Raw genomic sequence first — 12,325 nt, 5'->3', positions numbered from 1 at the left:
ATGGAACCGATGAAGACGACCGAGACCCCCGCACCGCGGCCGGCCGAGTCCGGTGCCGGCGTCTCCAAGGCCGACGCACCCGCCCCGAAGCCCGACCGGCGGAACAAGGAGGGCGGTGTCCTCAACGTCTTCTCGCACGGCGTGCTGATCATCTGGGCGATCATGGTGGTCACGCCGCTGCTGTGGGCGGTGATGACGTCCTTCAAGTCGGACAGCTCGATCTTCGGCTCGCCCTGGTCGCTGCCGGACAAGCTGCACTTCGACAACTGGTCGCGGGCCTGGACCCAGGCCAACATGAGCGACTACTTCCTGAACACCGTCCTGGTGGTCGGCGGCTCGCTCATCGGCACCCTCGTGCTCGGCTCCATGGCGGCCTACGTCCTCGCCCGCTTCGACTTCCCCGGCAACCGCTTCATCTACTACCTGTTCGTCGGCGGCATGAGCTTCCCGATCATGCTCGCGCTGGTCCCGCTGTTCTATGTCGTGAACAACATGGGCATGCTGAACACGATCCACGGCCTGATCCTGGTCTACATCGCGTACTCGCTGCCGTTCACGGTCTTCTTCCTCACGGCCTTCTTCCGCACCCTGCCCACCTCGGTGGCGGAGGCGGCGTTCGTGGACGGCGCTTCGCACACGCGTACGTTCTTCCAGATCATGCTGCCGATGGCCAAACCGGGCCTGATCAGCGTGGGCATCTTCAACTTCCTGGGCCAGTGGAACCAGTACATGCTGCCCACGGTCCTCAACACCGACCCCGACAAGAAGGTGCTCACGCAGGGCCTGGTCCAGCTCGCGGTCAGCCAGGGCTACAAGGGCGACTGGTCGGGCCTCTTCGCGGGCCTGGTGATGGCCATGCTGCCGGTGCTCGGGGCGTACATCGTCTTCCAGCGCCAGGTGGTCCAGGGCCTGACCGCGGGGGCGCTGAAGTAGGCCCCTGAACTCGGCGGGGTGACGCCCCGCGCTCCTCCGTGCGCACGCCGTTCCCCTTGCCGGGGGCGGCGTGCGCGCGTGTGTCCCGGGACCCGGAAACGGTTCAACCTCTTGACGTAAGCAGCCCCGAACGGCTCAGCTTAGAGTTCACTAGTTGGACATACGCGGGGCCTCGCCGAAGCGGCCTCGCGCTCAGGAGGTCGTCGTGGAGACTCCAGGGTCGCAGTCGTCGCTGCACCGAGCCAACCTGGAGCGGGTCGTACGGGCCGTACGCCTGGCCGGATCCCTCACCCAGGCGGAGATCGCGCGGACGACCGGTCTGTCCGCCGCGACCGTCTCCAACATCGTGCGGGAGCTGAAGGACGGCGGAACCGTCGAGGTCACGCCCACGTCGGCGGGCGGGCGGCGGGCCCGCAGCGTCAGCCTGAGCGGCGACGCCGGCATTGTGATCGGCGTCGACTTCGGGCACACCCACATGCGTGTCGCGATCGGCAACCTCGCCCATCAGGTGCTGGCCGAGGAGTCCGAGCCGCTGGACGTCGACGCGTCCGCCGCGCAGGGCTTCGACCGGGCGGAACAGCTGGTCAGCCGCCTGATCGCGGCCACGGGAGTGAACCCGTCCAAGGTGGCAGGGGTGGGCCTCGGCGTGCCCGGTCCGATCGACGTGGAGTCGGGGACGCTGGGGTCCACCGCGATCCTGCCCGGCTGGACCGGCACCAAGCCCGCCGAGGAGCTGCGCGAGCGGCTCGGCGTGCCCGTGCCCGTGCACGTGGACAACGACGCCAACCTCGGCGCCCTCGGCGAGCTGGTGTGGGGCAGCGGGAAGGGCGTGCGGGACCTCGCGTACATCAAGGTCGCGAGCGGTGTCGGCGCCGGTCTGGTGATCGACGGGAAGATCTACCGCGGCCCGGGCGGCACGGCCGGGGAAATCGGGCATATTACACTCGACGAGTCCGGCCCGGTCTGCCGTTGCGGGAACCGCGGCTGTCTGGAGACGTTCGCGGCCGCACGCTATGTGCTCCCGCTGCTCCAGCCCAGCCACGGCCCCGACCTCACCATGGAGGGCGTCGTACGGCTGGCCAGGGACGGTGACCCGGGCTGCCGTCGGGTGATCGCCGACGTCGGCCGCCACATCGGCAGTGGGGTGGCCAACCTGTGCAATCTGCTGAACCCGAGCCGGGTGGTCCTCGGCGGTGATCTCGCCGAGGCCGGTGAGCTGGTGCTCGGGCCGATCAGGGAGTCCGTCGGCCGCTACGCCATCCCCAGTGCGGCGCGCCAACTGTCCGTTCTCCCGGGGGCACTTGGGGGCCGTGCGGAGGTGCTCGGGGCGCTCGCCCTGGCCCTCAGTGAGATGGGTGATTCGACTCTTTTGGACGGATCGCTGCCTGTCGCGGCCCCTGCCTTCACTTAGAGAACGGATGGCACCGTTGCCATCTCGTTAAGGATTTACTTCTTGACGTCGCACGTGTGGCCGAGTTGACTTCCAGCCACCTCGGCCGCAACGACGCGGCCTCGTCAGGGAGGTTTCTGAAGTGAACGCACGTATGCGTCGTGCCGCCGTAGCCGTTGCCGCCGGTGCGATGGCGGTCTCGCTGGCCGCCTGTGGCAGTGCCAAGGAGTCGAAGGGCGGCAGCTCTTCCTCGTCCTCCGCCAAGAAGGGCGACAACATCAAGGTCGGCCTTCTCCTTCCGGAGAACAAGACCGCGCGTTACGAGAAGTTCGACCGGCCGCTGATCGAGAAGAAGATCAAGGAGCTGACGAACAGCAAGGCGACCATCCAGTACAACAACGCCCACCAGGACGCGAACCTGCAGGCCCAGCAGGTCGACACCATGATCACCAACAAGGTGGACGTCCTGATCGTGGACGCGGTGGACGCCAAGGCCATCCAGAACTCCGTGCAGAAGGCCGTGGACGCCGGCATCAAGGTCGTCGCCTACGACCGCCTGGCCGAGGGCCCGATCAGCGCCTACACCTCCTTCGACAACGAGAAGGTCGGCGAGACCCAGGGCCAGGCCCTGCTGACGGCGCTGGGCAGCAAGGCCACCAAGTCCTCCAAGATCGTCATGGTCAACGGCTCGGTCACCGACCCGAACGCCGCCCAGTTCAAGGCCGGCGCCCACAAGGTCCTCAACGGCAAGGTCACGATCGCCCAGGAGTACGACACCAAGGAGTGGTCGCCGGACAACGCCAACTCCGAGATGGAGACGGCGATCTCCGCGGTCGGCAAGAACAACATCGCGGGTGTCTACTCCGCCAACGACGGCATGGCCGGCGGTATCATCACCGCCCTCAACGCCGCGGGCATCAAGGTCCCGGTCACCGGCCAGGACGCCGAGCTGGCCGGCGTGCAGCGCATCGTCGCCGGTACGCAGTACATGAGCGTCTACAAGCCGTACGCCCCCGAGGCCGACGCCGCCGCCGAGATGGCCGTCGCGCTCGCCCAGGGCAAGTCGCTGGACTCCGTCGCCAAGGACAAGGTCTCCAGCAGCTCCCAGAAGGACGTCCCCTCGGTCCTCGTCCCGGTCACCGCGCTGACCAAGGACAACATCAAGGACACCGTCATCAAGGACGGCATCTACACCGTCGCCGACATCTGCACCGCCGACTACAAGGCGGCCTGCGACAAGCTCGGCCTCAAGTAAGCGGCGTCAAGTCCCTTCCCGTACACGGGCGTTCGTCCTTGAATGCCCGTAGGGAAGCCGACTGACCGCACCCCAGGCTTCCTCCGGCGTCCCGCGACACATACAGCCCCGCAAGCTCGGCGCGGGGCGCCGGACGGAACTCCCCCCAGTCTCTCTGCACAACCTCCCGCCGGGTCAGGCGGCCAAGGAGATGGTTCACGTGTCCGCTACGCCCGTGCTGGCGTTGCGCGGGGTCTCCAAGCGGTTCGGTGCCGTTCAGGCGCTCACCGACGTAGAGCTTGAGGTCCACGCCGGTGAGGTGGTCGCCCTGGTGGGCGACAACGGCGCCGGAAAGTCCACGCTGGTCAAGACGATCGCCGGCGTGCACCCGATCGACGAGGGTGTCATCGAGTGGGACGGCAACCCCGTCTCCATCAGCCGTCCGCACGACGCCCAGGCGCTGGGCATCGCGACGGTGTACCAGGATCTCGCGCTGTGCGACAACATCGACGTCGTCGGCAACCTGTTCCTCGGCCGTGAGCTGAGGAAGTGGGGCGTCCTGGACGAGGTCGAGATGGAGCGCCGCTCCCGCGAGCTGCTCACCACCCTGTCGATCCGCATCCCGAGCGTCCGGATCCCGATCGCCTCGCTCTCCGGCGGTCAGCGCCAGACCGTGGCCATCGCCCGCTCCATGCTCGGCGAGCCCAAGCTGGTGATCCTCGACGAGCCCACCGCCGCCCTCGGCGTCGAGCAGACCGCCCAGGTGCTCGACCTGGTGGAGCGGCTGCGCGAGCGCGGCCACGCCGTCATCCTGATCAGCCACAACATGGCCGATGTGAAGGCGGTGGCCGACAAGGTCGCCGTCCTGCGCCTCGGCCGCAACAACGGCGTCTTCGAGGTCAAGACGACCTCGCAGGAGGAGATCATCTCCGCCATCACCGGCGCCACCGAAAACGCCGTGACCCGCCGTGCCGCGCGCACGTCCAGCGCGAACGGGGAGGCTTCCCAGTGAGCATCGACAAGACCTCCGCGAACCTCGACGAGACGCCGTCGCAGGACGAACCCGTCGTCGAGAACCCCGAGGCCGCGGCCGCCGCGGTCACCGCGGTCGACCCGCGCCTGCTGGTCCAGCAAGAGGGCCTCCTCGGCTACTGGCACGAGTTCAAGCGCAAGATGAAGGCCGGTGAGCTGGGCTCCCTCCCGGTCGTCCTGGGCCTCGCGATCATCTGCGTCATCTTCCAGGTGCTCAACTCGCAGTTCCTGTCCGCGCAGAACATCAACGACATCACGATCACGATGGTCGGCACGGGCATGATCTCGGTCGGCATCGTGTTCGTACTGCTGCTCGGCGAGATCGATCTGTCGGTCGGCTCGGTCAGCGGCGCGGCCAGTGCCCTCGCCGGTGTCCTCGCGGTCAACCAGGGCTGGCCCGAGTGGATGGCTGTGCTCGTCGCCATCGCCGCCGGCATCGCCATCGGCGCGCTGCACGGCTTCTTCTTCGCGGTGCTCGGCGCCCCCGCCTTCGCCGTGACGCTGGCCGGTCTGCTGTTCTGGCTGGGCTTCATGCTGAAGGTGCTGGGCGCGGACGGCACGATCAACCTCAACTCGAACGGTCTGATCAGCAGGCTGACCACGTACTACTTCTCGGACGTGGCCGCCGCCTACGGGCTCGCCGTCGCCGTGGTCGCCGTGTTCTTCCTCACCTCCTTCCTGAGCAACCGGCGCCGGCAGGCCGCGGGCGTCCCCGCCCGGCCGCTCAGCGACACGATTCTGCGGACCGTGCTGCTGGCCGTGGTCTCCTTCGCCGCGGCCTACATGTACAACCAGTACAAGGGCCTGCCGCTGGCCACGGTGATCTTCCTCGCGTTCCTGATCGGCACGGACTTCGTGCTGCGCCGTACCTCCTACGGCCGCAAGATCTTCGCGCTCGGTGGCAGCGTGGAGGCGTCCCGCCGTGCGGGTATCAACGTCACCGCGGTACGGATCTCCGTGTTCGCCATCTCGGGTGGTTTCGCGGCGATCGGCGGTCTGTTCCTGGCGTCGAAGATCGCTTCGGCCAACCAGAGCGCCGGCACGGGTGACCTGCTGATGAACGCGATCGCCGCCGCGGTCATCGGCGGTACGTCGCTGTTCGGCGGGCGGGGTCGTACGTGGAACGCGCTGCTCGGTGTGCTGGTGATCGTCTCGATCCAGTACGGGCTGCAGCTGGAGTCCATTGCCGAGCCGGTCAAGTACATGATCACTGCGGCTGTGCTGTTGACCACGGTGGTGATCGACTCCATCACCCGTAAGACGCAGAAGACGGCCGGTCGCGCATAACGCGGTCTCGCCGTAGGGGCGCGGGTTGTCCTGCGCGTGCCGGTCCGTTGTGGCCGGTCGCGCAGTTCCCCGCGCCCCTTCGCACGTCGCCCGGCGCCTGAACATTAGACTCGGGCGAGCCCGGCGAAAGCTCGATCAGCTCTACTGCAAGGAGGCACGGGTGCCGCTGCTGACCCGCATCACGGGACCGCGCGATCTGGACCGGCTCAGCCAGGAGGAGCTGAACCAGCTGGCGGGGGAGATCCGTACCTTCCTCGTCGAGGCCGTCTCCAAGACCGGCGGCCACCTCGGCCCCAACCTCGGTGTGGTGGAGCTGACCATCGCCCTGCACCGGGTCTTCGACTCGCCGAAGGACAAGGTGCTGTGGGACACCGGGCACCAGTCCTATGTGCACAAGCTGCTCACCGGCCGGCAGGACTTCTCCAGGCTGAAGAAGAAGGGCGGCCTGTCGGGCTACCCCTCGCAGGCCGAGTCCGAGCACGACGTCATCGAGAACAGCCACGCCTCCACGGTCCTCGGGTGGGCCGACGGCATCGCCAAGGCCAACCAGCTGAAGAAGCGGGACAGCCATGTCGTCGCCGTCATCGGTGACGGGGCGCTGACCGGTGGCATGGCCTGGGAGGCGCTGAACAACATCGCCGACGCCAAGGACCGCCCGCTGGTCATCGTCGTCAACGACAACGAGCGGTCGTACTCCCCGACCATCGGCGGCCTCGCCAACCACCTGGCCACGCTCCGCACGACCGACGGCTACGAGCGGTTCCTCGCCCGTGGGAAGGACCTGCTGGAGCGCACGCCCGTCGTCGGCAGGCCGCTCTACGACACCCTGCACGGCGCCAAGAAGGGCCTGAAGGACTTCATCGCCCCACAGGGCATGTTCGAGGACCTGGGCCTGAAGTACGTCGGGCCCATCGACGGGCATGACATCGAGGCGCTGGAGTCCGCCCTGGCCCGGGCCAAGCGGTTCGGCGGGCCGGTCATCGTGCACTGCCTCACCGAGAAGGGCCGCGGCTACCAGCCCGCGCTGCAGGACGAGGCCGACCGGTTCCACGGCATCGGGCCCATCCACCCCGACACCGGCCTGCCGGTCAAGGCCTCGGGCGCCGACTGGACCTCCGTCTTCGGCGACGAGATGGTCGAGCTCGGCAGGGAGCGCGACGACATCGTGGCGATCACGGCGGCCATGCTGCAGCCGGTCGGCCTGAAGAAGTTCGCCGACACCTTCCCGGACCGGATCTACGACGTCGGCATCGCCGAGCAGCACGGCGCCGTCTCCGCGGCCGGCCTCGCGCACGGCGGGCTGCACCCCGTCTTCGCCGTGTACGCCACCTTCCTCAACCGCGCCTTCGACCAGGTCCTCATGGACGTGGCCCTGCACAAGTGCGGGGTCACCTTCGTGCTCGACCGGGCCGGTGTCACCGGCACGGACGGCGCCTCGCACAACGGCATGTGGGACATGTCGATCCTGCAGGTCGTGCCGGGCCTCAGGCTGGCCGCCCCGCGCGACGCCGAGCAGGTGCGCCGGCAGCTGCGGGAGGCCGTCGCCGTCGACGACGCGCCGACCGTGGTGCGCTTCTCCAAGGGGGCCGTCGGCCCCGCCGTACCCGCCGTGGGCCGTATCGGCGGCATGGACGTGCTGCGCGAGCCCGGCACCGACCGGCCGGACGTGCTGCTGGTCTCGGTCGGCGCCCTCGCCCCGATGTGCCTGGAGATCGCCGACCTGCTCGACAAGCAGGGCATCTCCACCACCGTCGTCGACCCGCGCTGGGTCAAGCCCGTCGACGAGGCCATGGCTCCGCTGGCCGAGCGGCACCGGGTCGTCGTCACCGTCGAGGACAACAGCCGCGTCGGCGGTGTCGGCGCCGCGATCGCCCAGGCCCTGCGCGACGCGGGCGTGGACGTGCCGCTGCGCGACTTCGGCATCCCGCCGCGCTTCCTCGACCACGCCGCCCGCGGCGAGGTCCTCGCCGAGATCGGCCTGACCGCGCCCGACATCGCCCGCCAGGTCACCGGGCTGGTGTCCAGGCTGGACGGCGACCGCACGGCGGACGCGGTGGACTCCGTGGAACCCGCGCGCGACTAGGACAAGCGCTTCTGCGGGCCGGTTCCGCCACTCCTCCCGGTGGCGGAACCGGCCCGCTTGCGTGAACCTGCCAGTGCCGGGGCATACGCTTCCCGACCCTCTCGATCACGTCGAGCCATGTCGAGGACGACAAGCGTGGGAGGTAGGCACGTGAGCAGCGCGCTGTTCAGGACGAAGAACGTCGAGCAGTCCATCCAGGACACCGAGGAACCCGAGCATTCGCTCAAGAAGTCCCTCTCCGCCCTCGACCTGACCGTCTTCGGCGTCGGCGTGATCATCGGCACCGGCATCTTCGTCCTCACCGGACAGGTCGCCAAGAACAACGCCGGTCCGGCGGTGTCCCTGGCCTTCGTGGCGGCCGGTGTGGTCTGCGGGCTCGCCGCCCTCTGCTACGCCGAGTTCGCGTCCACGGTCCCCGTGGCGGGCTCGGCGTACACGTTCAGCTACGCCTCCCTGGGTGAGCTGCCCGCCTGGATCATCGGCTGGGACCTGGTCCTGGAGTTCGCGCTCGGTACGGCGGTGGTGGCGGTCGGCTGGTCCGGCTACATCCGCTCGCTGCTGGACAACGCCGGCTGGCATCTGCCGGACTATCTGGCCGGCCGGGACAACGCCACCGGCTTCGGCTTCGACATCCTCGCCGCCGCCCTGGTGCTGGTGCTCACCGGCATCCTCGTGCTCGGCATGAAGCTGTCGGCCCGGATCACCTCGCTCGTCGTCGCGATCAAGGTGGCCGTGGTCCTCATCGTGATCGTCGCCGGTGCCTTCTTCATCAAGGGCGCCAACTACAAGCCGTTCATCCCGCCGTCCCAGCCGGTGCCGGCCGGCGGCAATCTCAAGGCCCCGCTGATCCAGTTGATGTTCGGCTGGGCACCGGCCAACTTCGGCGTCATGGGCATCTTCACAGCGGCCTCGGTGGTGTTCTTCGCCTTCATCGGCTTCGACATCGTGGCCACGGCCGCCGAGGAGACCCGCAACCCGCAGCGGGACATGCCGCGCGGCATCCTCGGCTCCCTCTTCATCTGCACGGTGCTGTACGTGGCCGTCTCCATCGTCGTCACGGGCATGGAGAAGTACGCGAAACTGTCGGTGGAGGCCCCGCTCGCCGACGCCTTCAAGGCCATCGGGCACCCCTGGTACGCGGGCGTGATCAGCTTCGGTGCGGCGGTCGGCCTGACGACGGTGTGCATGATCCTTCTCCTGGGACAGACCCGGGTCTTCTTCGCGATGAGCCGCGACGGCCTTCTGCCGCGCTTCTTCTCCCGGGTCCACCCGCGCTTCAGGACCCCGCATCGGCCGACCGTCCTGCTCGGCGTGATCATCGCGATCGTCGCCGGCTTCACCAGCCTGAGCGAACTGGCCGAGCTGGTGAACATCGGCACGCTCTTCGCGTTCGTCGTGGTCGCGATCAGCGTGATCATCCTGCGCCGCACCCGCCCGGACCTGCCGCGTGCCTTCCGCACCCCGTGGGTCCCGGTCATCCCGGTCCTGTCGGTGTGCGCCTCGCTGTGGCTGATGCTCAACCTGCCCGCCGAGACCTGGCTGCGATTCGCCATCTGGATGGTGGTCGGCTTCTTCGTCTACTTCCTCTACGGCCGCACACACAGCCGCCTGGCCCTGCGCGAGCAGGCCGCGCGGCAGCCCGCGGACGGCACTCCGTGACCCGGACGGCGTACCGGACACGACCGCGTCAGATGTCGATCGGGGTCAGCCCGGGGTAGATGTCCTGCCAGCGGTAGCGACGGCAGTGGAAGTGCCAGTGCGCGAAGCCTGTCATGTAGCGGTCGAGGTGCGGGCGCTGCTCGTCGGTGGCGAGGTCCAGGATGCGGTGGTAGGCGGCCAGGCCGCTGTCGAGGCTGCGGCGGTAGGCGGCGAGGTAGGGGATGTTCTCGCTCACCGAGCGGCGGTAGATCAGGCCGGCGACGAAGTCCTCGCCGTCCACCGCCTCCTTGTAGAAGGACAGGACGTCGTTGATGCCGTTGAGGAACGCGACGCACGAGCTCAGCGCCGCCGCCCAGAAGGCCCGACGGCGGTGGGCGCTCAGGCAGGGGTCGGTGAACTGCAGCGACACGAACCAGAACTGGGAGAAGCCGTTGAAGACGCGGACGAAGTCGGTGTCGATCTCGTCCGAGGTCTCCGGGGTGAACTCCGCCTCCATGACGACGCCGGTGATCCCGTTGTAGAAGAAGGTCTTGAAGACGGCGAGGAACGCCGGATCGCAGAACCGCGCGATCTCGTTGAACATGTGCCGGATGTACCGGGCGTTCGGCGATGCCGCGGGCACCTCGGGCAGCATGCCGGCCCGCAGGACGGCTTCGGCCTCCGCGAGGTCGTGGCAGCACAGGTCGTCCAGGTAGGTGGTGAACACCCAGATGCGATCGACGGCGAGGGCGAGCGCGGCGTCGGCGATGGGCACCATGAGGGCGCGCATCAGCGTCACGTTGGCGGTGGTGGCGGTGGGGACGGTGACGCCGAACGCCGCGAACTCGGTGCCGAGCACGTCGGCGTCGGCACGGGCCTGGGCGAGGTCGACGGGCGGATCGAAGGCTTCGCTGAGGGCGATCATCCTGTCGACGAGACCGGAGGACAGGACGCTCGCGACCATCGCGCGGTGACGGGGGTCGGGGACGGCATCGAGGCCGCGCCGCCCGGTGTAGTGGAGGGTGTCGATGCCGGGCGGTCGTTGGTGCCTGAGCGTGAGGGGGCCTGTCGAGTGCACACCGTGTCCTTCCGCGCGCCGCTTCCGGTCGGAGGCATGGCCCCCTGTGGCTCCTTCGGATCCTCACACGGTCGAGCCTTCGTCGGCGGTGTATGAGGCGTCACCGACTCGACCGGGCGTACGCCTCGCCGGCGGATTGACGGAGCGGGACCGACCACCGACGCCCATGGGGCGACGCCCCTGGACGGGGACGGCCGACGGTGCCTTCGGCTCTCAGTCCCGGACCGCGCGCGGGCCGGTGACCTCCGCGCCGTGTTCCTGGACCCGGCGGCGTAGCTCGCGGTCGGCCGTGACGACCAGGCACGGGCGGTCGCCGGCCGCCGCCGCGAGGGCCACGATGTGGTCGTCGCCGCTGCCGCGCGCCTCCTCGACGCGTACCCCGGGCACCGAGGCCACGCCCCGGGCCGCGCCCTCCACCACCAGGACCAGCTCCAGCGGACCGGGCAGGCCGGCCACACCGGACCGGGCGAAGGGCACCAGCCGGTCCCGCAGGCGCTCGGCGGCACCGCGGCGGTCGCGCCACCAGCCGTCGGGCACCGACCCGACGACGTTCGCGCCGTCGACGATGAGCAGGGGGAGGGGCGGGGTGTCCGCCGCACCGCCCGTAGTGTCCGTTATCTTCGGTGTGTTCGGCATGTTCGGCAAATCACCTGATTCGTGGTGTTCGCGGTGGGATCAGTCTGTCGCGGGTGGCGCCGCCCATCGGCGGGTGATCTCGGCGATCGCGTCGGCCGCGCGGTCGGCGGGCGGGCCGCCGGAGCGCACCGTGGGGGAGAACTCGACGTGCAGGAACGGCACATGGTCGGCGTCGGCCGTCCGGCCCTGCATGTTCGTCCTGCCCTCCAGGGGGCAGGACCGCACCCAGGCCTGGCACACCCGGAAGCCGTGGCCGCGCAGGGCGTCGGCCAGCTCGCGGCCCTCCGGCCGGGCCGCCGTGCCGGCGCCGGTGGAGGCGATCACGTCGTAGTCGGGCGCGGCGGAGGCGGCGAAGCCGTGCAACTGGATCCCGGGCATCCTGCGGCGGGCCAGCTCGGCGCAGATGGCGTGGAAGACGGTGTCCGTGCGGTGCGCCACATCCGCCGAATTCCCGACCCCGGCTTTGCGATGTGCGCCTGCGATGACCATGACGCCGCCCGGGGAGCCGCGCAGCACGCGCACGCCCAGCTGCTCGGTACCCAGGTCGAAGCCGGGATGCGGAACCTGGACCGACCAGCGCGGGCGGTGGTCCAGATCGATGTAGACCCGGCCCCAGCCGCGCGGTGCCGCGGCCGTGTCGGTGCGGTCGGCCACCTCGGCGTAGCGGTGACCGGAGGGCCGGTCGACGACCGTGCGCACGGTGAAGTCCCGTTGCGAAAGCCGCTTTTCCGCTTGTTCGCGTCGGCCGTCGAGCAGCAGGCCGACGGCCGAGGCGATGTCCTCCCGGTCCGCCTGGCCGGGCCGGAGATAGCCCCGGCCGGGGGCGAACCGGCTCGTGTAGCCGGCCACCTCACGCGCCAGGTCGATCTGCGCGGGCCCCTTCGGGGCGGGCCGGCCGGTGTCGTGCGTGCCACCGCCCGTGCCGCGGAGCAGGAGGGTCAGACCTGCGGCGATACCGGCGGTAATCAGCAGAATTGTTGCGATCGTTATGACGCGTGAGCGATGGGCTCTCAT

General features: G+C 69.3%; 10 protein-coding genes. 7 read left to right on the top strand and 3 right to left on the bottom strand.

What is annotated here, in order from left to right; all coding sequences use genetic code 11:
* Window positions 1-9 precede the first annotated feature (9 nt).
* The 7 genes from AB5L52_RS11175 to AB5L52_RS11145 all read left to right on the top strand — a co-directional run bounded on the left by AB5L52_RS11175 (window position 10) and on the right by AB5L52_RS11145 (window position 9,618).
* The gene (locus AB5L52_RS11175) at window positions 10-933 is read left to right on the top strand and encodes a carbohydrate ABC transporter permease (RefSeq protein WP_369368851.1); all 924 of its coding nucleotides are present in this window, start codon (window positions 10-12) and stop codon (window positions 931-933) included.
* A 205-nt stretch (window positions 934-1,138) separates the two neighbouring features.
* On the top strand, window positions 1,139-2,344 hold the full coding sequence (locus tag AB5L52_RS11170) for an ROK family protein (protein WP_369363707.1): 1,206 nt from the start codon (window positions 1,139-1,141) through the stop codon (window positions 2,342-2,344).
* Window positions 2,345-2,477: 133 nt separating this feature from the next.
* Window positions 2,478-3,578 carry a substrate-binding domain-containing protein gene (locus tag AB5L52_RS11165; protein WP_351016372.1) on the top strand — a complete coding sequence of 367 codons (1,101 nt, stop codon included), beginning with the start codon at window positions 2,478-2,480 and terminating at the stop codon, window positions 3,576-3,578.
* Window positions 3,579-3,768: 190 nt separating this feature from the next.
* The gene (locus tag AB5L52_RS11160; RefSeq protein ID WP_351563817.1) at window positions 3,769-4,569 is read left to right on the top strand and encodes an ATP-binding cassette domain-containing protein; all 801 of its coding nucleotides are present in this window, start codon (window positions 3,769-3,771) and stop codon (window positions 4,567-4,569) included.
* A complete protein-coding gene (locus AB5L52_RS11155; protein WP_351015707.1) occupies window positions 4,566-5,876 on the top strand; it encodes a sugar ABC transporter permease in 1,311 nt (436 codons plus the stop codon). The genes AB5L52_RS11160 and AB5L52_RS11155 overlap by 4 nt, the downstream gene beginning before the upstream one ends.
* A 160-nt stretch (window positions 5,877-6,036) precedes the next feature.
* Window positions 6,037-7,959 (top strand): 1-deoxy-D-xylulose-5-phosphate synthase, encoded by a 1,923-nt coding sequence (gene dxs, locus AB5L52_RS11150; protein ID WP_351563813.1) that lies wholly within the window; start codon window positions 6,037-6,039, stop codon window positions 7,957-7,959.
* Between the two features lie 150 nt (window positions 7,960-8,109).
* Window positions 8,110-9,618 (top strand): amino acid permease, encoded by a 1,509-nt coding sequence (locus AB5L52_RS11145; RefSeq protein WP_351563811.1) that lies wholly within the window; start codon window positions 8,110-8,112, stop codon window positions 9,616-9,618.
* A 28-nt stretch (window positions 9,619-9,646) separates the two neighbouring features.
* Here the strand turns inward: AB5L52_RS11145 and AB5L52_RS11140 are convergent, their stop codons facing one another.
* The 3 genes from AB5L52_RS11140 to AB5L52_RS11130 all read right to left on the bottom strand — a co-directional run bounded on the left by AB5L52_RS11140 (window position 9,647) and on the right by AB5L52_RS11130 (window position 12,325).
* Window positions 9,647-10,675, bottom strand: coding sequence for a hypothetical protein (locus AB5L52_RS11140; RefSeq protein ID WP_369363704.1), 1,029 nt, complete (start codon window positions 10,673-10,675; stop codon window positions 9,647-9,649).
* Window positions 10,676-10,888: 213 nt separating this feature from the next.
* Window positions 10,889-11,311: an NTP pyrophosphohydrolase gene (locus AB5L52_RS11135; RefSeq protein WP_369363702.1), complete on the bottom strand. Its 423-nt coding sequence runs from the start codon at window positions 11,309-11,311 to the stop codon at window positions 10,889-10,891.
* Between the two features lie 39 nt (window positions 11,312-11,350).
* A complete protein-coding gene (locus AB5L52_RS11130; protein WP_369363700.1) occupies window positions 11,351-12,325 on the bottom strand; it encodes a hypothetical protein in 975 nt (324 codons plus the stop codon).

It is taken from the genome of Streptomyces sp. CG4 (genome assembly GCF_041080655.1).
Classification (GTDB): domain Bacteria; phylum Actinomycetota; class Actinomycetes; order Streptomycetales; family Streptomycetaceae; genus Streptomyces.
The sequence above is the reverse complement of the archived record's forward strand: the minus strand, read 5'-3'. Positions and strand labels throughout refer to the sequence as shown.

What these genes read in the sequence shown, in the direction of transcription:
- AB5L52_RS11175 (WP_369368851.1), top strand. Translation starts at nt 10, where the DNA reads ATGAAGACGACCGAGACCCCCGCACCGCGGCCGGCCGAGTCCGGTGCC.
- AB5L52_RS11165 (WP_351016372.1), top strand. Translation starts at nt 2,478, where the DNA reads ATGCGTCGTGCCGCCGTAGCCGTTGCCGCCGGTGCGATGGCGGTCTCG.
- AB5L52_RS11160 (WP_351563817.1), top strand. Translation starts at nt 3,769, where the DNA reads ATGGTTCACGTGTCCGCTACGCCCGTGCTGGCGTTGCGCGGGGTCTCC.
- AB5L52_RS11135 (WP_369363702.1), bottom strand. Translation starts at nt 11,311, where the DNA reads ATGCCGAACACACCGAAGATAACGGACACTACGGGCGGTGCGGCGGAC.
- AB5L52_RS11130 (WP_369363700.1), bottom strand. Translation starts at nt 12,325, where the DNA reads ATGAGAGCCCATCGCTCACGCGTCATAACGATCGCAACAATTCTGCTG.